This window comes from Gillisia sp. Hel_I_86, assembly GCF_007827275.1.
Classification (GTDB): Bacteria; Bacteroidota; Bacteroidia; order Flavobacteriales; family Flavobacteriaceae; genus Gillisia.
This window is the reverse complement of record NZ_VISE01000001.1, coordinates 254,790-278,091: the sequence shown is the minus strand read 5'-3', so window position 1 is coordinate 278,091 and position 23,302 is coordinate 254,790. Positions and strand designations below refer to the sequence as shown.

The following is a 23,302-nucleotide window of genomic DNA, read 5'->3' as shown; positions in this document are numbered from 1 at the left end:
TGTTGATATTTCCGTCCCTTTTTTATTTTAATATGATGGTATTCTTATTTATTTCATAAGCATTAATAATTTTGGTTTGTTTAATTAATTCTAGTATATCTTCTATTTTTTGGTCTCGACTAAGCTCTCCATTAAATTGCGTGTTTTCAAAAGATTTATTTTCAAAAATTATGTTAACATCATACCATCTAGAAAGAACTTTCATAATTTCTTTTAGCGGTTTTTTGTGAAAGATAAATTCTCCATGGATCCAACTAATTTCACTATTAACATCTATTTCTTGGACTTTTATGTCATTGGTATTGATGTCAATAACTGATTGCTGTTTAGGTTTTAAACTTCTAGTTTTATTATTGTTTTTAACCAAAACTTTCCCCTCTACCAATGTTGTGTAAATTATATTTTCATCTTGATAAGCTTTTACATTAAACTCAGTTCCCAAGACTTCAATTTCTTGAACATCAGTAAGTATTTTAAATTTTGAACCTTTATGTTTTGTACTTGGTGATACATCAAAATACGCTTCGCCATAAATAAGTTCAACTTGGCGAAGTTCTCCATCAATAAAACTTATTGGATACTTAAGTTGAGATTCAGAATTTAACCATACTTGGGTTCCGTCAGAGAGTTTGACAAAAAATTGACCTCCTCTAGGAATGGTGAGATAATTATAAGCGATTTTAGAAGGTGTTTTATTTTTAGTGGTACCATAAATTATTTCCTCTCCATTACTTTTAGCGTTTTTAGATTGAAAAGACCCTCCTTTCCCTAATAATACTACCGAGCCGTCGCTTAGTGTTAGTGATGCTTTATTAGTTCCTGCTTTTATATCGTTCGCGACTACTGGAACACTTTCTACAGGACTAATAAATAGATCATCTCTGAAAAGGTAGGTTGAAGCAAACATTCCAATAATTACAGCTGCGGCAATGTATTTTAATATGTTATAGATCTGATATTTTTCTTTTCGAATACTACGAACAATATTTTTTTTGGCTATTTTGATATCATACTTACTGATTGCCATATTCGAAAAAGTATTGGTCTTGATATATTCAAGAAATAGTATTTCGTTCTTTGGGTTGCTCATCCATAATTCCAATTGTCTAAGTTCATCGACATTTGATTCTCTGGTAAGAAACTTTACAATTAATATTTCTATGTTTTTATCCATTTATATTATAGCACCTATACTTCTATAACGAAACTAAAACTACTATACCACCCCTCTTCGTTAAAAAAAAATTAAATTTGTTTTGATCTAATTTCATATTACCCAATTGCGCTACGTATTTTCAAGTCCAAAAAAACTAATTAAACACCTTAAAAAGGGAAATACTCATGCATACACCTATATAGTAGATTTGTACTATAAAAAGCTATGTGATTATGCTAGTAACCTAGCCAGAGATAATTTTAAATCGGAAGATATTGTTCAAAATGTTATTACTCGAATGTGGCAACATCGCAAAAAGTTAGATGCTAATATTTCTATTAAGAATTACCTTTATAAATCAGTTTATAACGAATTTATAGATCAATACAGAAAGGAAAAAGCTGTTACCGTATTAGAGAAAAAGTATATAGAAGGTTTAGATAATTTTGTTGAATTAATAGATGAAAAGGAAGCCAATAGGCTATTGACTCTCGTACAACATGAAATAGAGAAATTACCTCCTAAATGCAAAGAAACATTCTTACTAAGTAAGCAGGATGGCCTAACTTACGTTGAAATTGCTGAATATCAAAATGTGTCTGTGAACACCGTTGAAAAGCAAATGGTTAAGGCTTTTTCAATTCTTAGAAAAAAAATGAAAGAAAAGGTAATGTCAATTACATTTTTATTGTTTGGTACTCAAAAAACTTAGTTAATGATGCGAATCAAGGGTTAAAAAATTAAAGGAGAATGAAGGCCGCGGCCAATTTTTCTAAAAACATGTACCAAAAAACTTTCGTTAACCTGACCTTGCTAGCCCTTTGAAAATCTGTTTTTCGATCAACCAGTTGAAAAATGATTCTATTGGTTGTCGTACGGCAGATACCGACCTCGAATACAGGTTATTGGCGGTCCTGTTGAACTCCTTTTTATTTGTAGAGTGTATATACGTTTTTAGAAACTTATCTTAAACAATTCTTCAGGATCATATAGAAGTGCTATTTATGGAAGCAAATAGCTTAGTGCAAATTAGCTAATAGAAAATGATAAGCTTCTAATTCACCGAAATCAATTTCACCTCAAAGATCAATACAGAACCTCCGGGAATCCCGCGAACATCATTATTTCCATATCCCAGATGAGCAGGAACTAGTAAAAGACCAGATCCTCCTTCCTTGAAATAAGTAATACCTTCTGTCCAGCCTTTTATTACTTGTTGTAAATTGAAGCTAATCCCATTGGAATCACTTTGATCGAACACAGAACCATTTAAATAGTAGCCTTTATAAACCACCGTTACATTGGAATTTGATGTAGGCCGCTCTCCGGTCCCTTCTTCATTTATAACATAGTATAAACCCGAGTCGCTTTTTTGAGCGTTCAAATTTTTATCAGCTATATAGGCCGTGATATCTTGTTCGTTTTGTGCCTTATAGTCTACATTTTCATTTTCTTTGCTATCACAGGCTAGAAATAGAACAACAACAAATGCAAGGAGGGGATGTTTCATGTTTGTTTTTTTTTGAGTTCAAATATAGGGAATATAGAGACTGGTTTAGGACACAAATAAATTATATACTAAAAATTCTCCTTCTGGGATATTAGTTAAAGGATTTGTTGGCTTAAAAATTTTGTGCAATCACTTCCTAAACTATCCCAACAAAAAGGTTTGTGAAAGGTTAAAAAGATACAATATGCTCTTTTCTGTTCCAATTTTATAGATTGAGTTTCCGTATTTTCAAAGATCTCTAAGAACCATAAAAAAGTGAGAACATGAAACTATTGATTTTAAAATTCAATAGCTGAAATAATTTCTAGAATTATAGGCTCTCCCACTTTTTCTTCAATTTGTTCCTTGATTTTTTTCATTTTTTCTGAATCTATAGCTTCTGGACTTACCAATTTTACAGAGACCATTAATGGTTTACCTGTTCTAACCTTTACATCCCTCAGGAAGATCGTGTCAAAATTAGTTCCCTCTAGTTTTGATGTTATTCTGGCTTCCTGCTTAATTCTATTAAAAGAAAGGGAAAGGGGGATCATTACGAGGCCAATGATAATAAGAGTATAAACAAGTCCCATTCTGGCGCGTTTAAAGGGAGCAAAACCTAGTAATAAAAATGTTATTCCGGCAAACATGATGATCCCTGCAAGGTTGGTTAAGTAAAGCAGGAAAGCACCAGAAAAGACTTCCCAGTCCCACCAGCCAATTCCAATTCCTGCTACTGCCAATGGTGGAACTAAGGCAACAGCAATTGCCACACCCGCCAAACTTTTCGCAATCCCTTCTTTTGCATGTGCGTAGGCTGCAGCAATCCCAGATGCAACAGCTATTCCCATATCCAAAAGGGTAGGAGTAAGTCGTGCATTTATTTCAGTTGTTAAAACCTTGAGGGGTATAATTATACTTACCGCAGCTGCAAATATCAATGCTACAATGGTTCCAATCAAGATGGTGACTATCCCGGTTTTAAGCATATTGGGGTCATAGCGCACCATTCCCATAGAAAATGACACGATTGGAGCAATGATGGGCGCAAGGATCATAGCACCAATAATTACCGGAGAGGAGTCTCCAAAAAGGCCAAATGTGGCAATAAGGGTGGCCAAAATCATCATCACTATAAAAGAGGAAGATAACTTGGCGTTTTCTTTTAAAACTTTGAAAAGTTCTTGAAACTCTTCTGTAGTTGCTCTGGGTAATATTGGTAATTTACTGATTATTAATTGTTCACGGCGCTCACCAGTGGGTAATTTATCTATTTTCAGGCTTTTTTTATCGTTTGCTCCAGATTTCTCAAGTGCATATATGCTTTTTTGATGAAGTTTTAATTTCTCTTTGGATACCTCTATTTGGATCTCTTTATTGCTAAATTTTTCTCCATCGTTGGTAAATTCAATTGGGGAGTCATTTTCAATTTTAAGGTTAGTAGTGGTTATTTGCCCTATGAAACTTGGGAGCTGATGTAAGGTTTTTGGATTGGGTATGAGGCTTTTAAATAAAAACACCAAAAGCTGAAACAAATTTTGAGGTGATAAGATAAGTGCCTGAAACCTGCCGTCGTTCATCACGCTATTTGAGATCAACCTCTTTGAGATCACAGAGCCCGATGCATGTTCTACTGCAACTATTCCTAAGGCTGAAGTATGGATGATCTTTTCGCCCTCTGCACTAATTACAAACGACAAATGTGAAAGTCCTGGTAGCCTCCTGATATTTTTCAAAAAACCAAATACCTCCGATAAAAACCCACCTTTGCTTCTTTTTTCTGAAAAAATAAAAACATCCCCAATATTAACCGATTGGAATACAGGAACATCATTACAACTAAGAAGATCCAATTCACAAAACTCCTCATTAGAAAGGATTTCATTTATAGCATTTTCCAATTCTTCTGATAGACCGAAGCCTTTTACGGCTTTTTGAGCTTCTGGATGGGGTAAAATTCCAAAACTCCATTCTTTTTTGGAAATGCGGGGCAATAATTTTTTTAATGCTGAATCTCCCAGATAGGTAATTAAAGTGTCATTTTCTTCAAGGGTAAAATCTGGAGATAATGGCAGCGAGAGAAGTGAAAATTCTAAATTTTCAAAATAAGGAACCAATTCATCTGCAACGATTTCTATTTCTTGCGGGTCATGTAAAATATACAGCATACAGCGATTTCAGAAATTCTAATGCAAGGTATTAATTTTTAGAAATGTCTATTTTATTTTAACCCAATCTTGGCAAAGCTTACTCTTCCTCATATTTAGGATTATTTTGTGTTGATTAGCCTGTAAATTAATATAGCGGTACGTTTGGTTAAATTTTCTATGGTATTTAAGTTTACGGTCTCTTGAGGTGTATGAGCATTAGATCCCATAGCGCCTAAGCCATCTAGGGCATCTACATAGGATACAACAAAAGATACGTCTGCCGCCCCACGCTTACTTGGATCGTAACCTTCTACTTTACCTTGATTAAGATCTATACTCACATCACTTAAAAGATCTAATAATTTTTGATTTCCCTCTGTAGGTGCCATTGCAGGATAACTATCTATAAACCTTATTTCGGCAGAAGTTTGTGGGAGATTATTGCTAACAATTTCCCTCATTTTATTTCTAGCATTTTCTTTTTGCTCTTCAGAAATAAACCGCAATCCGCCTTTTACGATCGCCTTTTGGGCTACCACATTGGTTTTCCCGAACACATTTCCTTTACTGGTCATATCATCTATTTCAGCAAAAGTTCCACCCACCAAAACGCCTGGGTTAAAAGTTAAATATTCTTCCCCTCTCACCTCTGTGTAAAATGCATTAAGAATTCTTGACATTTCAAATATCGCACCTGCACCCGTATCTTCATTAAATATTCCCGAAGAATGTGCTCTCTTTCCAGTAACTTCCACTTCCCAATCTGAAGATCCTCTTCTGGCTATCGTTGCATTGTTATAACCAGTTGCAGTTTCGAATCCTAGGGCAATATCACTTCTTTTTGCAGCATCTATTAAGTCTTTTCTGCTAATTGTTAGTGGCTTTCCAGTGCTTTCTTCATCTCCAGTAAAAGCAGCAATAATTTGAGCATTCTTCAATAGGCCGTTATCATGTAAAGCTTTTAAAGCAAATAGTATTATAACATCGCCACCCTTCATATCATTTCCTCCAGGGGCATGCGCAATACTATCATTTATTTTTTCGAATTTTTGAAACGGACTGTCCTCTTCAAATACGGTATCTATATGGCCAATTAGCAGGAGTTTTTTTCCTTTATTCCCATTGGTTTCAGCAAAAAGATGTCCTCCCCTGTTCATCTCTAATGGCATTTCTATCCATTGGGTCTTAAAGTCTATATCATTAAACGCTTCTTGAAATACCTGCCCCACTTCTTTTACTCCTTTAGAATTTAAAGACCCACTATTTATGTTTACAACTTTTTCCAAAAAGGCAATAGCCTCTGTATTGTTGCTTTCAATAGTTGCGATAATCTTTTTTTCCTTTTTGGATAATTTTTGTGCGTTTGTAGGAGTGAAACTAAAACCTATTAGGACGCTAAGAAAAACTACTTTTAAATTCATTATAAATGGTTTTTAGATTCTGTAAGTTAATAGATTACTTTAAATATGCATTCTATAATCATGAAAAATGGGATCGATAGAAGTAAATTAATGAAATAAAAAACTCCAGAGGATTAGATCTGGAGTTTTCAATAATTTTAAATTGTTATTTCTACCTGATTGGCAATAAGATCTTCAAAAACCTCTCTTTTTCGAATAAGATGAGCTTCTCCATTATACCATAATACTTCAGCAGGACGATATCTGGAATTATAATTGCTTGCCATGCTAAAACAATAAGCCCCGGCATTGCTAAAACTCAACATATCACCTTCCTTAATTTCAGAAATTCTTTTATTGGTAGCAAAGGTATCTGTCTCACAAATATACCCAACCACAGAATAAAATCGAACTTTTCCGTCAGGATGGGAAATGTTGGATATTTCATGTTGAGAGCCATAGAACATCGGCCTAATTAAATGATTGAAACCAGAATCTATCCCGGCAAAAACAGTAGAGGTGGTTTGTTTGATCACATTTACCTTAGCAACAAATTTTCCGGCTTCACTCACCAAAAATTTCCCGGGCTCGAAGGCCAGCGTGAGAACTCTGCCATATTCTTTGGAAAATTCCATAAAGCGTTCGCTCAGTTTTTCGCCTAATTCTTCAATATTGGTTTCAATATCCCCTGGTTTGTATGGCACTTTAAACCCGCTTCCAAAATCTATAAAATCCAGATCCGGAAAGTGTTTAGCAGTTTCAAATAAGATCTCCGATGCATATAAAAATACTTCGATATCCAAAATGTCGCTTCCGGTGTGCATATGGATCCCATTAATGTGCATTCCTGTATTTTCCACGATCCGCAATAAATGTGGAATTTGATGGATGGAGATGCCAAATTTAGAGTCTATATGACCTACCGAAATATTGCTGTTTCCGCCAGCCATTACATGTGGGTTGATCCTGATACAGACAGGAATTGAAGGATGTCTGGTTCCAAACTGCTCTAAAATAGAAAGGTTGTCTATATTAATTTGAACCCCTAGTTTCGTTACTTCTTCAATTTCTTCCAAAGAAACCCCATTAGGAGTGTAGATGATTTTTGAGGGATCAAATCCAGCTTTTAAGCTCAATTCTACTTCCTGAATTGAAACAGTATCCAATCCGGCTCCTAATTTTTTAAACAACTTTAGGATAGAAATATTGGATAATGCCTTGACCGCATAATTAATTCTAAGGCTTTTTACCTGTTTGAATGCCGAAGTAAGCCTGTTGTATTGGGATTCAATTTTTTCAGCATCATATACGTATACTGGGCTGCCAAATTCCGCAGCGATATTTAAGAGATCTTGATTGTTCATTAAAGTTGGATTTTAATTGCAAAAATAATCGACATTTTTAATAAGATATAAGGAATGTCAAAATAAAACACATTATCCAGATATGTTATAATTTATAAGATATACTAATTAAAAAAATATCTAAGCCTCTAGGGGGATAGGTAATTTTTCTTGATGTCTTTTTCTTATTAGGATAACACCAATGGCTATGAGGATTCCTGTCCCCGCCATTGCTGCACCTACATACTGTGCTGCAACAATGCCGTAACCGGCTGCAATGGGAAGTCCGGCCAGATAGGCTCCACTGGCATTCCCCATATTAAAAGCACTCTGATTAAGTGATGATCCCAACATTTCTGAACCTTTTGCTGAAGTGATTACCGCCATTTGAATAGGCGTGGCAATACAAAACGCGATCAATGGGAGTATAAAGGTCATCACTAATACGCCTGTTTTATCATAAGCTAGAAAAGTGTTGGTTAAAAGGGCAATTACCATAAGGACAAGGGCAATTACCACTGCATGGATGGGGCTGAACATTTCCGCAAGCTTTGCGCCAAGAAAATTTCCTGCTACCATGCCTAGGCCGGCTAGGATCATGGCATAACTTACCACGCTGTCGCTGTGTCCTGCCACATCGGTAATTAACGGGGCAATGTAACTATACCAAGCAAAAAATCCACCGGTACCAATAGTGGTGAGTAGGATTACCATCCATAATTCAGTTTTTTTTAGAATGGCAAAATCCTTTTTCATTCCTTTAGAAGGTTCTGCAGGAAAATTGGGCATCCAGAATTTAATACTTAAAAACGCAGCGACCCCAACAACCCCTACGGCAATAAAAGAAGCACTCCAATTAAAAGTCTGCCCCAACCATGTTCCTAGAGGGACCCCGATCACGTTGGCGATGGTAAGGCCGGTAAACATTATAGAAATGGCTTGAGCTTCTTTTCCTGGTTTGGCAAGTTTACCCGCAACCACCGCTCCAATTCCGAAGAAAGCACCATGTGGCAAACCAGATAAAAAGCGGGTGACCAATAAAACGGTATAAGAATTAGAAAATGCTGAAATCGTATTGAAAACTGTAAACCAAATCATTAAAAAAAAGAGTACTTTTTGTGCAGGAAATCTACTTCCAAAAACCGTAAGTAGGGGCGCCCCCACCACAACCCCTATGGCATAGGCTGATATAAAATGACCTGCCTGCGGGATATTCACATTCATGGCATTGGCCACTTCTGGCAGAATTCCCATGATCACAAACTCCGTCATCCCAATTCCAAACCCACCAATTGCTAATGCTAATAATCCTTTATTCATCTAGAAAAATTAAACCGCAAAAATAAGGTAGAATTCTTGTTTCGCGTAATAATATGGAGAGAAAACACTATAACGATTTAGTGAATTTTGTGTATAAAGTATCAGTATATATATGTTTTTTTAAAGCTTTTGAGGAGAAGAAAGTTATAACCTAAAAAAGATTGGTACAATACTTATACATTTGCTACTTTTGCGTTCCGTAATTAATACTGAAGAAAACAGATTATGAACATACACGAATATCAAGGAAAAGAAATTTTGAACAGCTTTGGCGTGCGCATTCAGCGTGGTATTGTTGCTCATAATGCAAAAGAAGCAGTAGATGCTGCAAAAGAACTTACCGAGTTAACCGGAACCGGTTGGCACGTAATCAAAGCTCAGGTGCATGCCGGGGGGCGTGGTAAAGGTGGCGGGGTAAAACTAGCCAAGAACCTCAAAGAGGTTGAAGAGATTGCAGGACAAATAATCGGGATGAACCTGGTTACCCCTCAAACCTCTGCTGAAGGTAAAAAAGTTCACCAAGTATTGGTTGCAGAAGATGTTTATTATCCTGGTGATAATGAGCCGGAAGAATATTATATGTCGGTCCTATTAAATAGAACTACAGGTCGTAATATGATCATGTATTCTACAGAAGGTGGAATGGATATAGAAACCGTTGCTGAAGAAACCCCGCATTTGATCTTTACTGAAGAAATAGATCCATCTGTTGGATTGCAAGGTTTTCAAGCCAGAAGAATTGCGTTTAACTTAGGGTTAAGCGGAACTGCTTTTAAAGAAATGACGAAATTCGTAACGGCCCTTTACAAAGCTTATGTAGAATCTGATTCAGCGTTGTTTGAGATCAATCCTGTTCTTAAAACAAGTGATGATAAGATTATGGCGGTAGATGCTAAAGTGACTTTAGATGATAATGCCTTATTTAGACATAAGAAATATGCAGAAATGCGTGATATTCGTGAAGAAAACCCGGTAGAAGTCGAAGCAAGAAAAGTGGGACTTAACTATGTAGACCTGGACGGAAATGTTGGATGTATGGTTAATGGTGCCGGACTTGCAATGGCAACGATGGACCTTATTAAACAAGCCGGTGGAGAACCAGCCAACTTCTTGGATGTTGGTGGAACTGCAGATGCAAAAAGAGTAGAAGAGGCTTTTAGATTGATCTTAAAAGATGAGAATGTAAAAGCGATCCTTATTAATATTTTTGGTGGTATTGTTCGTTGTGACCGTGTGGCACAAGGAATAGTAGATGCATACAAGAATATGGGGAACATCAATGTGCCTATAATTGTTCGTCTACAGGGCACCAATGCGGATATTGCAAAAGAAATTATAGACAACAGCGGATTGGATGTACAAAGTGCCATAGAATTCCAAGAAGCTGCAGATAAAGTTCAGGCTGTTTTAGCTTAAATCAATCTCAACTCATAAAAAAATCCCGAGCAAAGCTTGGGATTTTTTGTTTATACCAAGTGAGAAATGTGCTTATTCCCCGCTTTTATTTTCTGCAATTTTCTTCTTGGGCATGGGGCCACGCATGTGTATCACCAAGCCATTTAGGAAGTTCCTCAAAAATTGATCCCCACATTCTACATATTTGGGGTGATCTTCATTTCTGAATATGGCCCCAAGCTCGCTTTTGGTCACTTTAAAATCCACTAGCGCACATATTTGCACTATATCGTCATCACGTAGTTTTAGTGCGACCCGTAACTTCTTAAAGATGTCGTTATTTGTTAATCCCATAGCGACAAAAATAAGGATTTAAAAAAGAAGGTGGAAATATTCCGATTCATAAAAGAGGGGTATTTAAAATGGGAGGACCTAATTTTTTGACTGTGGATCTTCTGGCCTTAGTATTAGATCGATTATGGATTGAAACATCGCCATTCCTGTTGGAATAATTTCATCAGGAAAATCATAATCTGGATTGTGCAGGGCAGGGGAATGGCCTCCAGATCCTAAACCAAACATTGCCGATTTATAATATTTTGAAAACCAACCAAAATCTTCACCGAATTTATAAGGGTAGGTTTTTTCATGTATTTTTAAATTATTGATTTTAGCAGCTTTTCCAATAACCTCATTACAAAATGGATCATTTGCAGAAGTAGGAAAATAATCGAACCAGCGAGTTTCCAATCCAAGATTATATCGCTGGCAAGTTTTTACGAGTTGCTTGTTTATAGCCCATTTTAACTTCTTCATGTGTTCTTCATCCCTTGTTCTTAGTGTATAATGCAATTCCCCAGAACCAGCTGAAATGCCATAGGCAATTTGTCCCATTTTTATATGTACGGGAGTTAAAAGGGCAAAATTGGGTTTTTCAGGTGCCAAAATATTCAATAGATCAAATTGTTTTATTGTTTCTGCAATGGCCAGGGCTGGATTTATTCCGTTTTCAGGTTCTGAAGCATGAGACTCTTTTCCATTGAGCCAAATTCCAAGACTTTGTACAGAGGAGGAAAAATTGTTTTGAACCTTGATTATGGTGTGCAGTGGTACGCCAGGAATGTTGTGCAGCGCAAATACATGATCTGGTTTCAAATCTTGAAATTTTTCGGCTTCAATAATTGCTTTTGCCCCTTTTCCGGTTTCCTCTGCTGGTTGAAAAAGTAAAATAATTTTCCCGCTCTTATAATTTTGTTCTTTTATCCAAGAGCTCAATCCGGCAACTATAGCCATATGGCCGTCATGTCCGCATTTATGGGAAACTCCATTGATCTTTGAACGATATTCGAACAGATTGGCTTCTTCTATTGGCAATGCATCCAATTCGCATCGAATCATAATTACAGGGCCTTCCTTACCATACGTATAAATCGCTGCAAGACCATGCCCCCCAATATTTTCTATTAATTTTGATGGCGGATGATGGGCCAAGAAATTTTTAATACGACGTGCAGTTTCTATTTCTTCTCCCGATAATTCAGGATGTTGATGCAATTCTTTTCTTAATGCTATAATCTTTTCCAGCATTGTATGTGTAGATTTTTATTTGTTTAAAAGGTGTGCTAAAATACAGATTTTGTGTGCACTTTATGTTTTAGTAATGGGAAAGGTTTGGTTTTGAGCGCGCAGAATAATCTAGACTTAAAAATGTATTCACTTTAATTTAAATATATTTTAATTAGAATCATTAACGATCTCAATATAAAAAAGCAGATGGATTTATATCCATCTGCTTTCTATTATTAATAAGGTTCTATTTAACTAGAACTCATAATTTAAACTTAAGCTAAAATTAGCTCCTAATTGACCCAATTGTTGTACTTCTGAAGAGTATAAAAATCTTCCTCCGGCACCTGCAGTATTAGTTGATGCTTTAGTGATATCTGGATATACATCAAAAATATTGTTCAAGTTTGCTGTTAAGGAAAACTTATCTGTAAACTTATAACTAGCAATAAGATCGGTTGCAATTTTAGATGCTAGCTCTTGATCTTCTCCCCCAGATTCTGGAGCAGTAACAGTTACTTTTCCAAACATAGTATTATTCAGCCCTAAATACCACTTATCAAGATCTTGAGATAAGCCTAAGATCACTTTTGATTTTGGTCTTGAGTTCGTGATCAAGCCTTTTTCTTCACGAGCAAAAATGTTATAACCATTTGCAGCTAGTGGGCCAGGAGTAGTAATTGCATCAATAGTAGTCTCATTAAAGTTAGCTGCTAAACTTGCGCCAAAACCACTATAGTTTTTATAGTTTAATACGATATCAGCACCAGTTGTTTTAGTGTCGCCAGCATTAATAAAGAATTGAACTGCCACCACATTGTTGTCTTCCAAGATTTGCTCTACAGGGTTTGTAGAGGTGTCGTCTCCATCCGCACCAATTTGAGAAGAGAATAACACCCTGTCGTCCACATTGATCTGATAGAAATCCACAGAACCATAAAAGTTGTTACTGAATTTATAAGTAACCCCTGCCGATATATTCTTAGAAGTTTCTGCAAATAAACTTGGCACTCCTAAAGCTTGTACAGCAGGGTTGTCATTAGCTAACGTACCTTGTAATAATGGCTCGTTAGATCCAGCAACAATAATATACTGGCTGTTGGTTAAGTAACGTTGGTGTAATGTTGGTGCCCTAAAGCCTGTAGAGTAGGATCCTCTAAGAGCTCCTTTTTCTCCTAACTTATAACGACCATTCACTTTCCAAGAGAAGTTATCTCCAAAATCTGAGAAATCCTCATATCTCCCTGCAACTCCTAATAAAAGTGCATCTGTAATATCGTAATCTACTTGTGCATATGCAGCTATACTATTTCTATCCCATTCTCCAGCCTCATTAGGCCTAACCCCTGCGAACGAGTCTGAACCTCCTTTATAGTAAGAACGTGGGTCACCTTCGTAAGCAGTGAAATACTCTTTTTTCACCTCTAAGCCTGCAGCCAAACTGATGTCTTCAGTTAATAAACCGGTTACATCCAAGTTTCCTATTAAATTCTGTAATCTATATCCACCTGGATTAAAAGTTGTTGGAGACGTACCGTTATCTGCCAAATAATCCCTGTTCACAGAGTTGTTAACTGTATAGAATACCGAGTTAGCACCATAAGTTGCAGAAAGATCTGCTGTCCAGTTTTCTTTAAAGTCATATTTTAGACCTGCAGCATTAATGTAATCATCGATTGCAGTTTCGAAAGTTGGCTGGTACCCTACAAAATCTTCTTTTCTAGTCAAGAATTCAGATTCTCTTACATCTGGTCTCCAATATGGAGCGCGGTAATATGCAAAACTTTTACCGGTTCTGGTGGTGAAACCATGAAAAGAGTAAAATTCAGCATTTTCTCCTACAGGATGAGCCATGTTTACGAACAAGTCTTTTTTCTCCATTTCTGGCTGTCCAACATGCATTCCTAAAGCAGGATTATCTTTTTGCCATTGAATTTCTTGAGGCAATATAGCTCCAGGATCATCTGTCCCTGGAGTTCCTGGTCTGTTGGTAGCATTTTGCTTGTAGTATCCAAGCGTTACATTTACGTAACCACCATCTCCAATATTAAATGCAGTATTTAAATCAGATGCAAAGTTAAACCCATCACCTTCAGAGGTAATTCCTGTTTGAGAGCTAAAAGTTGTGAATTCAACATTCTTTTTCAAGACCATATTGATAACTCCTGCGATTGCATCCGACCCGTACTGTGCAGAAGCACCATCTCTAAGTATCTCTACACGCTCGATAGCTGCAGTTGGGATACTCTTTAAATCTACTCCAACTTCTCCTTTACCAGGAGTTCTGTTCAAGTAAACCTGCGCACTTTGATTTTTTCGCTTTCCGTTTACCAATACCAGAGTTCTACTTGGCCCTAATCCACGAAGATCTGCCGGGTCATAGTGAGCGGTAGCATCAGAAATTGCTTGGTTTTGTGAGTTAAAAGATGGCACCTTAAAGGTTAACATCTTATCTATAGTAGGCTGGCCACTTCTTGTTAATTCTTTTACTCCAAAATTGTCTATAGCGTTTGGAGAGTCAAGAATAGTTCTTGGCTTAGTTCTGTTTCCGGTTACCACAATTTCATCTAATCCAAAACTATCTTGTACAAGTGTAATCACAATGTTGGTTGCCGTAGTGATTTCCTGATTATTGGTTTTGAAACCTACATAAGAAGTTACTATTGTAGTTGGAAGTTTGGAAACACTAAACCCAAAATTTCCGAATTCATCTGTTGTGGTTCCGTTTGTGGTGCCTTCTTCCATTACGGTTGCAAAAGGTACACCTTCGCCTTTTTCATCCAATATTTGTCCGGTAATTGAAGTCTGTGCCCAAGATACTAAGGGGATAGAGAAAATTAATAATAAAAAATTTAACTGTTTGATTGTTTTTTTCATAATTCGATTAGTTAGTATCGTCAAATATTATCAAAAAATAGGAATTTTACTATACTAACTATTTTGTCATACATAATTAAAAATTAATAACAAAATATAAATGAAGATGATTGGCATATGATGTATTTTCAAATGTTTTGTTAAAAAGTTATATATTTCCTGTGAAGGTATCTGCAAATTAGAAAATTATATATTTGAAGGAATTATAATGAAGGATTACTAATGTTAAGGGAACTGAAAATTTAATGATCTCTTATCTATAATAATTCTAAATTGTAATTTCCGCCGGTTTTGTGAAATTATGAGTATAATTAAACCTTTATTTAGTCTAAAATGGTGGGCTAAATGCTTCAAATTCATCGCAATAAATTTCTAAAATTGAACTTTTTGTTTTGGGGTATTATGAAATTATATATTTTTCATTGTTTTTATCTGTAAATCACTGACTTTCAAAATTTGGTTGGTTTGTTATTTGTATATCCGTAAAGTATCTTAAAATGATAAATAAGGTGATTCTGTTCCGATAGCTCTCGGAGTTGTTTCAGAATCTCATAACACTAATAATCAATACAGCAAATAGACACCCTGAAATTTAGGGTGGCAAAACAACTATAGGACAAAAAACGGATATACACGTTTATTATGACCTAGTTTAAGTTAGGGGTGTGAATTCTTATTTTTACTTCGAATTACAATAGAATAATATTTTGTGTTGAAAAAAACCATTATTAAGAGCAGGCTTTTTTCAACACAAATTGTTTTTAATTCCTCATTAAGGGTCTAACCCGCCAGAAGGGACGGGCAGGTTTCCCAAGGCCTGCCCGTAACATTCAGGTGTGCTTGCCCCGAGCTTCTTGATTTAATGCTCGTTCGATCTAAAATCTGGATAAGCATTCATCCCGTGTTCATGCAAATCCAATCCTTCCAATTCTTCCCTTTCAGAAACCCTGAGTCCGGAAACAGCTTTAATTAATTTTAATATTGTAAAAGCGCTAATTGTGCAAAATCCGCCCACTATTCCAATTCCTGCCAATTGAACAAAGAACTGGTCTATTCCTGCCATGGTTCCAAAGATTCCAACCGCCAGCGTGCCCCAAATTCCACAAATTAAGTGTACCGCAACAGCTCCCACGGGATCGTCCATTTTCAGTGTATCTATTAAGGCAACTCCAAGAACAATTATGACCCCGGCAATTAAACCAATTACCACTGCTTCATTTGGCGACATTAAATCGGCTCCGGCGGTAATTCCCACAAGACCACCTAATATTCCATTCAAAAACATGGTAAGGTCATAATTCTTGTACATTAATGTAGAGGTTATAAAAGCGGAAATTCCACCTGCTGCCGCCGCCAAGGAGGTTGTTACCAGTACCCATGAGGTAATTGCGGGATCGGCAGATAGCACAGATCCTCCATTAAAACCAAACCATCCCAGCCAAAGGATCAGTACCCCTGCTGCCGCAAAAGGGATATTGTGGCCCGGGATAGGTTGAGGTTTGTTGTATTCGTTGAATTTCCCAATACGCGGGCCTAAAAGGAAAATGGCCACCAAGGCTGCCCAGCCGCCCACAGAATGTACCAAGGTAGATCCGGCAAAATCATAGAAGCCCATGCCATCAAGGAATCCACCACCCCATTTCCATGAACCTACTATTGGGTAAATTAGTCCTACATATATCACCACAAATATCATAAACCCTCCTATCTTAATACGTTCTGCAACAGCTCCAGAAACAATGGTGGCCGCAGTGGCAGCAAACATTCCTTGGAAAAGGAAATCTGTCCACCACGTATACCCCCCATTTGCATATTCAGGTAACATTCCATTTTCTGGAGCTGCTATTCCGAAGCCCGCAAACTTCAAGATCCCTGCAGAGCCTTCTTCAAATCCCGGATACATTAAATTGAAGCCTCCTATATAGTACATTAGCAACCCCGCACAAATTATAAATAGGTTTTTAAAAAGTATGTTTATGGTATTTTTTTGTCTGGTAAGTCCAATTTCCAATAATGAGAAACCGAGGTGCATAAAAAATACCAGCCCCGTGCATATCATCATCCATAAATTGTTTGCCGTAAATAATCCTGAGTCCATATAATAAATATTTTATTCTTTAATAATTAGTTTAGCGTTTCTTTTCCTTTTTCACCGGTACGAATCCTATAGGCTTCATTGATATCGGAAACAAATATTTTCCCGTCGCCAACTTCCCCGGTACGTCCTGCCGTAAGAATGGCATCGATAGTGGCTTGTTCAAAAGAATCATCTACAACTATAGATAAGTACCTACGCTGAATATCACTGGTGCTATAGGAAACCCCCCGATAGACACTCCCTTGTTTTTCGTTTCCCAAACCGGTAACATCCCAATAGGAAAAGAAGTTGATGCCTTCTTGATGTAAAGCTTTTTTGACGGCAGAAAATTTTGATTTTCTGATGATCGCTTCTATTTTTTTCATGATTTATATATTTAGGTTAAAATTTATATACTGCTGCCAGAAGAATTGAGGCTAGACTGCCTTGTGTTCCGTCGATATCTTGGTTTATGAATATATCTTGATTAGCAGAATCCATGCGCACTTCCGGGATGAGCATTAGATCCCCTATTGCCATATTTCCTGAAACAGTTACAGCAAAAACTGAAGAATCCCCGTTTGCATCATAAACGCCTAAAGCTCCAGCACCTCCGTTGAACTCTTTAAAATACTCGCCTCTGGCTCCCAGGGCAACTTTATCGTTCAGGCTATATTGTAGATATAGCGCCGCGCCATAAAAACCATAATCATCCCCCTCTACATCTCGTATTCCTGTATCTGTGAAAGCTTCTCCTGTGGCGGTAGTATTGTATGTGGTATTGAAACCTAAATAAAATCCATCTGATAAATCAACACCTGTAGCAAGATCCACCTGAAAAGTTGATCCAGCAGAAATATCTCCCCCTTTATTGCCGTTAGCCTCAAGTTTTCCGTCTTGATCTCCATATAGAAAATTCAAATAGACACTTCCTGCCTCTTTTGCATATCCAAGTTGTGCACCAAAAGTGTAGGTTCCTGCAGGATTGAACTCCGTAAAATCTGTAGGATTCATTACTGCTACCATCGCGCTAAACTCATCATTTAAAGCAAAATCCGCTTTTATCCCTGTGTGAGAAAAAGGTCCATAAGAAAACATATAAGAAGTGGAATAATTAAAGTTTGCTGAGGGCGAGATCACCTCGTATCCCAAATAGGTGTTCCAGTTACCCAGCGTTAGCGTTACCTTTTCGCTTGCATTCCAGTATACATATAACTGGTTCACGATATTGGAACTACCCAGTGAATTAAAAACGGCGTCTTCCCCTCTCGGTCCAAATACCAGATCTGCTACCGCTCCTATTTTTCCCATTTCATAGTTCATAACCACGTTTGCCATACCTATTGCAAATCCCGGATCATTAGCAAAGGACGTTGCGGGAGCCGGTGCTTCTAGTTCCTCATAATTCCTGTTAAAGGAATTTAAATTGAAGCGTGCATATACATCAGCAGAACCAGAGATATTGAATTGTTTTGTTGGAGGCTCATCTTCTTGCGAATAAGAATTGAGCACAAAAAGCATTACGAAGGGTAAATAAATTTTTTTCATATTGATATACAGTTAATTAGTTGGTCCCTAATCTATGTATATTTTGAATATGATTGCTAAAAAATAGGGGGGTATGGTATAATATTTATCACATTATTAATTAAGACCCCCTAATTTTTAGGGGGTCTTAATTAATAATAACAAAAAAACCTTAAAATTATCATTTTACTGATTAAAAATCACTCATTTTTGTATTTACGACGAAGAATTCACCTTCAAAAACTGGCAAAAACGTCAGATTCCGATTTTCAATCGATTATATCTGTCTGTAAAAAGTTGGTTGTTTGGAAATGATGTTAAAATTTTTGTTGAAGATATGATAAAAACGAGCTTTTAAATCATGAATTTCACATTAATAGATCAATATTTTGATAAATTATTAAATGTAAAAATCATTTTATTCAATATTATGCAATCAACTTTATATTATATAGATTTATCAATATTAAGTCAAAAAAAAAGGATGAGTCATGAAGGAAAAGCAAGGGTTATATTCACCCGAATTTGAACATGAAAATTGTGGTGCGGGGTTTATTTGTAGTCTAAAAGGAAAGAAATCTAATGACATTATACATAAGGCACTGGAAATTTTACAAAAATTAGAACATAGAGGTGCCGTAAGCAGCGATGGAAAGACTGGTGATGGCGCGGGTATATTAATAGACATTCCTCATGAATTCTTTGTAGAAAACTGTGACTTTGATCTTCCAGATGAAAGAGAGTATGCCATGGGAAATGTATTTCTTCCCAGAAAGGAGAATCAGCGAGAACATTGTAAAAAGATCTTTGAAAAACAAGTAACTGAAAAAGGCCTAAAAGTATTGGGATGGCGAGTGGTGCCGGTAGATGCGGGTCACTTGGGCGCCATTGCTGCGGATGTGGAGCCGGTAATAGAACAAATCTTTATAGGGAAACCAGAAAAAGGTTTAGAAGACCGGTTGTTTCAAATTAAATTATATAGCGCAAGAAAAATCACAGAACATACCATTGTAAATTCCAAATTATCGGAGAGGGAATTCTTTTACCTTCCCAGCTTGTCTACCAAGACCTTAATATTTAAAGGACTTCTTATGCCCGAGGATATTAAGTTCTATTACAAGGATCTTTTAGATCCTAAGGTAGTTACCCGTTTGGCTTTGGTACATCAGCGGTTTTCAACCAATACATTTCCAACCTGGGATCTGGCTCAGCCGTTTCGATATATGTGCCATAATGGTGAGATTAACACCTTAAGGGGCAATATTGCCAGAATGCGGAGTAGGGAAGAACTGCTGAAAAGCAAACTTTTTGATGAAGATTTAAAAGCGCTTTTTCCTATAATATTAAGTGGAAAATCAGATTCAGCCTCTATGGATATGGTAGTGGAACTATTATTAATGTCCGGGAGATCTTTGCCTGAAATAATGATGATGTTGGTGCCCGAAGCATGGGAAAAGCATCAGGAAATGAGCGAAGCCAAAAAAGCATTTTACGAATTCAATAGCTGTATCATGGAGCCTTGGGATGGACCAGCTTCCGTACCATTTACAGATGGCGATTATATTGGTGCTGTATTGGATAGGAATGGGCTTAGGCCTTCCAGATATTCAGTTACCAAAGACGATTATGTTATTATGTCTTCAGAAACAGGGGTTTTAGATATAAAACCGGAAAATATCGCATTTCACGGGAGGTTGCAACCAGGGAGAATGTTCCTGGTAGATATGAACGAAGGCCGAATAATCAATGATGAAGAGATCAAAGAAAGGATAGCTACTCGTAAACCCTATGAGAAATGGTTAGATGAAAATAGAATTCATCTAAAAGATATTCCATATAGAAATGAACCTTTACAGGTGGATCTAACTCCTATCCACCTACGTAAAAATGCTTTTGGTTATACCCAAGAAGATGTAAATAACATTATACTTCCCATGGCTGGAAATGCTAAGGAACCTATTGGTTCTATGGGTACAGACACCCCATTAGCAGTGCTTTCAGAAAGGCCACAGCTTATATATAACTACTTCAAACAACTCTTTGCACAAGTTACCAATCCGCCACTGGATGGTATCAGGGAAGAACTTATAACCGATCTAAGTTTAACTTTAGGGGGAGATACTAATCTTATGGAAATCACTCCAGAATTTTGTAAAAAAATCCGAATTAAAAATCCGGTGATTTCAAAAGAGGATTTAGATAAGATCAAGAATTTTGACCATCCAGATTTTCAATCTACCGAAATTCCAATCCTATATAAAATAGATCAGGGATTAAATGGTTTGGAAGCAGCTTTGGAAGAGATGCTTAAAACCGCAGCAAAAGTAATTGAACAAGGGAAAACCATACTTATACTTTCTGATAGAGGGGTAGATGAAACTTTGGCGCCAATTCCTGCTTTATTAGCATGCTCTTATTTAAATAGCGGCTTGTTTAAGATAGGGAAACGTTCCAAAATGAGTTTTATAATAGAATCTGCAGAGCCAAGGGAAGTACATCATTTTGCACTGTTATTTGGATATGGCGCAAGTGCCATCAATCCTTATATGGTGAACGAGATCATTAAAGAACAAATTGATGAAGGAAATTTAAATGCTGTAGATTTTAAGGAAGCCGTAGAAAATTATAATAAAGCTGTAGGAAATGGAGTAGTAAAAGTGATGAACAAGATCGGGATCTCTACCCTTAACTCATATCGAGGGTCCCAGTTGTTTGAAGCCTTAGGATTGAATTCTCAACTTATAAATAAATATTTTCCAAATACTCCTAGCCGGATAGAGGGAATTGGCCTTTATGAAGTAGAAAAGGAAATAGCAAAAAGACATAAACGTACTTTTAATGCAAAGCATATCCCCGGGGATCTGGATATGGAAATTGGCGGTGAATACAGATGGAGACGAAACGGTGAAAAACACATGTTCAATCCATTAACCATTGCAAAGCTTCAGGAATCTGTTAGAAATAATGACCCTGCGACTTACAAGGAATATGCTACTTTAGTAAATAAGCAGTCAAAACAACTTATGACAATTCGTGGCTTGTTTGAATTCTCCAATTACGATCCCATTCCTTTGGAAGAGGTAGAACCTTGGACAGAAATTGTAAAGCGTTTTAAAACCGGAGCAATGTCCTATGGCTCCATAAGTAAGGAAGCACATGAGAATTTAGCGATCGCCATGAACCGGATTGGAGGAAAAAGCAATAGTGGGGAAGGCGGTGAAGATGCAGACAGGTTTTATAAAAATGTCAATGGAGATTGGAGGAATAGCGCTATAAAGCAGGTTGCTTCTGGTCGTTTTGGAGTAACAAGTAATTATCTTACCAATGCTTCCGAGATTCAGATAAAAATGGCTCAGGGAGCTAAACCTGGGGAAGGTGGTCATTTGCCAGGGCCAAAAGTGAACAAACAAATAGCAAAGACCCGAAATAGCACCCCGTATGTAGGGCTTATTTCACCACCTCCACACCACGACATTTATTCCATAGAAGATTTAGCACAGTTGATCTATGATCTTAAATCGGCCAACCGGGAAGCCTTGATCAATGTGAAACTTGTTTCTGAAGTTGGCGTTGGAACTATTGCTGCGGGAGTGGCAAAAGCGAAAGCAGATGTCATCCTTATTTCTGGTTATGATGGTGGTACCGGGGCATCGCCTCTTACCTCTTTACGTCATGCTGGTTTACCTTGGGAATTGGGGATCGCTGAAGCCCAACAAACATTGGTTCTTAATGATCTTAGAAGCAGGATAAAATTGGAATGTGACGGGCAGTTAAAAACCGGTCGGGATGTAGCCGTTGCATGCCTATTGGGAGCAGAGGAATTCGGATTTGCGACCGCACCCTTAGTAGCGTCAGGATGTATCATGATGAGGGTTTGTCATTTAAATACCTGTCCTGTAGGAATTGCAACACAAAATCCGGAGTTGAGGAAGAAATTTGAAGGGAAGCCAGAGCATGTGGTGAATTATATGTATTTCATAGCTGAAGAGCTCCGCGAAATCATGGCGCAATTGGGCTTTAGAACCGTTGATGAAATGGTTGGGCAGGTTCATAAATTAGATAGGCAAAAAGCTGTCGATCATTTTAAATCTGCCGGGGTAGACCTTAGTCCAATTCTACATAAAATAGAAGTTCCTGCAAATGTTTCGGTACATAATACTGAAAAACAGGACCACCATTTAGAACGATCTATAGATTTTGAAATTATAGAATTAGCCCATACGGCTTTGTTCAGAAAAGAAAAAACAGTGTTGGATCTTGAAATTCATAATACCGATAGAGCAGTAGGGGCTATTTTAAGTAATGAAATATCCAAGATTTACGGTGAGCAGGGACTACCAGATAACACTTTGAAGATCAATTTTAAAGGTTCGGCAGGCCAAAGTTTCGGGGCTTTTGCAACTAAAGGACTCAGTCTTAAAGTTGACGGAAATGCGAACGATTATGTGGGGAAAGGTCTTTCCGGAGCTCGCCTTATTGTAAAGATCCCTGAGGAATCCACACTAAAGGCAGAGGACAATATCATTATAGGAAATGTGGCTTTATACGGAGCCGTTAGTGGGGAGGCGTATTTTAATGGGGTTGCTGGGGAGCGTTTTTGTGTGAGAAATAGTGGGGCTCATGCCGTAGCCGAGGGAATTGGGGATCATGGGTGTGAGTATATGACAGGAGGAGTCGCTGTGATTTTAGGAGAAACAGGTAGGAATTTTGGTGCAGGAATGAGTGGCGGTTTAGCATTTGTTTTTGATGAGAAAAATTCATTCAAAAAGAATTGTCTTGCTAAAGATTTGAATCTTGAAGAGGTGAAGGAGGAGGAAGATAAAATGCTTCTTAAAAAGTTGATCACCAATCATTACAATTATACACAAAGTAGGTTAGCACAAAGGATCCTAGAAAACTGGGAGCAATGTCTGCCAAACTTTATTAAAATATTGCCGGAAGAATATCGTTTGGCCTTGATAAGGATTGAAGAAGAAAAATTAATCGATTTAACAGAATAGGA

General features: G+C 37.1%; 15 protein-coding genes. 3 read left to right on the top strand and 12 right to left on the bottom strand.

The genetic code is table 11. The annotated features are described in order from the left end of the window. Nucleotides 1-22 precede the first annotated feature (22 nt). On the bottom strand, nt 23-1,174 hold the full coding sequence (locus tag JM83_RS01180) for a FecR family protein (protein WP_144958605.1): 1,152 nt from the start codon (nt 1,172-1,174) through the stop codon (nt 23-25). A 106-nt stretch (nt 1,175-1,280) separates the two neighbouring features. On the opposite strand from JM83_RS01180, the gene JM83_RS01175 reads away from it, so the two are divergent. Next, nucleotides 1,281-1,868: an RNA polymerase sigma factor gene (locus JM83_RS01175; RefSeq protein WP_144958603.1), complete on the top strand. Its 588-nt coding sequence runs from the start codon at nt 1,281-1,283 to the stop codon at nt 1,866-1,868. Nucleotides 1,869-2,210: 342 nt separating this feature from the next. On the opposite strand, the gene JM83_RS01170 is transcribed toward JM83_RS01175, so the two are convergent. The 5 genes from JM83_RS01170 to JM83_RS01150 all read right to left on the bottom strand — a co-directional run bounded on the left by JM83_RS01170 (nt 2,211) and on the right by JM83_RS01150 (nt 8,858). Next, nucleotides 2,211-2,666, bottom strand: a complete 456-nt coding sequence (locus JM83_RS01170) for an FKBP-type peptidyl-prolyl cis-trans isomerase (RefSeq protein WP_144958601.1) — start codon at nt 2,664-2,666, stop codon at nt 2,211-2,213. Nucleotides 2,667-2,944: 278 nt separating this feature from the next. Further along, entirely contained in the window at nt 2,945-4,813 is a 1,869-nt protein-coding gene (locus JM83_RS01165; protein ID WP_144958599.1) for a TIGR00341 family protein, read from the bottom strand. Nucleotides 4,814-4,914: 101 nt separating this feature from the next. Beyond that, the gene (locus JM83_RS01160; protein ID WP_144958597.1) at nt 4,915-6,216 is read right to left on the bottom strand and encodes a M20/M25/M40 family metallo-hydrolase; all 1,302 of its coding nucleotides are present in this window, start codon (nt 6,214-6,216) and stop codon (nt 4,915-4,917) included. A 137-nt stretch (nt 6,217-6,353) separates the two neighbouring features. Continuing rightward, entirely contained in the window at nt 6,354-7,559 is a 1,206-nt protein-coding gene (lysA, locus tag JM83_RS01155) for a diaminopimelate decarboxylase (protein ID WP_144958595.1), read from the bottom strand. 120 nt (nt 7,560-7,679) lie between these two features. Beyond that, entirely contained in the window at nt 7,680-8,858 is a 1,179-nt protein-coding gene (locus tag JM83_RS01150) for an MFS transporter (protein WP_144958593.1), read from the bottom strand. A gap of 225 nt (nt 8,859-9,083) precedes the next feature. Here JM83_RS01150 and sucC point away from each other — a divergent pair, with 225 nt between their 5' ends. Beyond that, nucleotides 9,084-10,274, top strand: coding sequence for an ADP-forming succinate--CoA ligase subunit beta (sucC, locus tag JM83_RS01145; protein ID WP_144958591.1), 1,191 nt, complete (start codon nt 9,084-9,086; stop codon nt 10,272-10,274). A gap of 72 nt (nt 10,275-10,346) precedes the next feature. On the opposite strand, the gene JM83_RS01140 is transcribed toward sucC, so the two are convergent. From JM83_RS01140 to JM83_RS01115, 6 genes are all read right to left on the bottom strand, one after another. After that, complete coding sequence (locus JM83_RS01140) at nt 10,347-10,607, bottom strand: DUF1456 family protein (RefSeq protein ID WP_144958589.1); 261 nt, start codon at nt 10,605-10,607, stop codon at nt 10,347-10,349. Between the two features lie 78 nt (nt 10,608-10,685). Continuing rightward, nucleotides 10,686-11,840 carry an amidohydrolase gene (locus JM83_RS01135; RefSeq protein WP_144958587.1) on the bottom strand — a complete coding sequence of 385 codons (1,155 nt, stop codon included), beginning with the start codon at nt 11,838-11,840 and terminating at the stop codon, nt 10,686-10,688. 234 nt (nt 11,841-12,074) lie between these two features. Then, a complete protein-coding gene (locus tag JM83_RS01130; RefSeq protein ID WP_144958585.1) occupies nt 12,075-14,696 on the bottom strand; it encodes a TonB-dependent receptor in 2,622 nt (873 codons plus the stop codon). Between the two features lie 859 nt (nt 14,697-15,555). Next, nucleotides 15,556-16,794 carry an ammonium transporter gene (locus JM83_RS01125; protein WP_144958583.1) on the bottom strand — a complete coding sequence of 413 codons (1,239 nt, stop codon included), beginning with the start codon at nt 16,792-16,794 and terminating at the stop codon, nt 15,556-15,558. A 26-nt stretch (nt 16,795-16,820) separates the two neighbouring features. Then, nucleotides 16,821-17,159: a P-II family nitrogen regulator gene (locus JM83_RS01120; protein ID WP_144958581.1), complete on the bottom strand. Its 339-nt coding sequence runs from the start codon at nt 17,157-17,159 to the stop codon at nt 16,821-16,823. A gap of 16 nt (nt 17,160-17,175) precedes the next feature. After that, nucleotides 17,176-18,321 carry a porin gene (locus JM83_RS01115; RefSeq protein WP_144958579.1) on the bottom strand — a complete coding sequence of 382 codons (1,146 nt, stop codon included), beginning with the start codon at nt 18,319-18,321 and terminating at the stop codon, nt 17,176-17,178. A gap of 470 nt (nt 18,322-18,791) precedes the next feature. Between JM83_RS01115 and gltB the strand changes: the two genes are divergently transcribed. Next, a complete protein-coding gene (gene gltB, locus JM83_RS01110) occupies nt 18,792-23,300 on the top strand; it encodes a glutamate synthase large subunit (RefSeq protein WP_144958577.1) in 4,509 nt (1,502 codons plus the stop codon). Nucleotides 23,301-23,302 lie beyond the last annotated feature (2 nt).

Excerpts from the sequence above, each read along its gene's own strand:
- JM83_RS01180 (WP_144958605.1), bottom strand. The coding sequence starts at position 1,174 with ATGGATAAAAACATAGAAATATTAATTGTAAAGTTTCTTACCAGAGAA.
- JM83_RS01170 (WP_144958601.1), bottom strand. The coding sequence starts at position 2,666 with ATGAAACATCCCCTCCTTGCATTTGTTGTTGTTCTATTTCTAGCCTGT.
- JM83_RS01165 (WP_144958599.1), bottom strand. The coding sequence starts at position 4,813 with ATGCTGTATATTTTACATGACCCGCAAGAAATAGAAATCGTTGCAGAT.
- JM83_RS01160 (WP_144958597.1), bottom strand. The coding sequence starts at position 6,216 with ATGAATTTAAAAGTAGTTTTTCTTAGCGTCCTAATAGGTTTTAGTTTC.
- lysA (WP_144958595.1), bottom strand. The coding sequence starts at position 7,559 with ATGAACAATCAAGATCTCTTAAATATCGCTGCGGAATTTGGCAGCCCA.
- JM83_RS01150 (WP_144958593.1), bottom strand. The coding sequence starts at position 8,858 with ATGAATAAAGGATTATTAGCATTAGCAATTGGTGGGTTTGGAATTGGG.
- sucC (WP_144958591.1), top strand. The coding sequence starts at position 9,084 with ATGAACATACACGAATATCAAGGAAAAGAAATTTTGAACAGCTTTGGC.
- JM83_RS01140 (WP_144958589.1), bottom strand. The coding sequence starts at position 10,607 with ATGGGATTAACAAATAACGACATCTTTAAGAAGTTACGGGTCGCACTA.
- JM83_RS01135 (WP_144958587.1), bottom strand. The coding sequence starts at position 11,840 with ATGCTGGAAAAGATTATAGCATTAAGAAAAGAATTGCATCAACATCCT.
- JM83_RS01130 (WP_144958585.1), bottom strand. The coding sequence starts at position 14,696 with ATGAAAAAAACAATCAAACAGTTAAATTTTTTATTATTAATTTTCTCT.
- JM83_RS01125 (WP_144958583.1), bottom strand. The coding sequence starts at position 16,794 with ATGGACTCAGGATTATTTACGGCAAACAATTTATGGATGATGATATGC.
- JM83_RS01120 (WP_144958581.1), bottom strand. The coding sequence starts at position 17,159 with ATGAAAAAAATAGAAGCGATCATCAGAAAATCAAAATTTTCTGCCGTC.
- JM83_RS01115 (WP_144958579.1), bottom strand. The coding sequence starts at position 18,321 with ATGAAAAAAATTTATTTACCCTTCGTAATGCTTTTTGTGCTCAATTCT.
- gltB (WP_144958577.1), top strand. The coding sequence starts at position 18,792 with ATGAAGGAAAAGCAAGGGTTATATTCACCCGAATTTGAACATGAAAAT.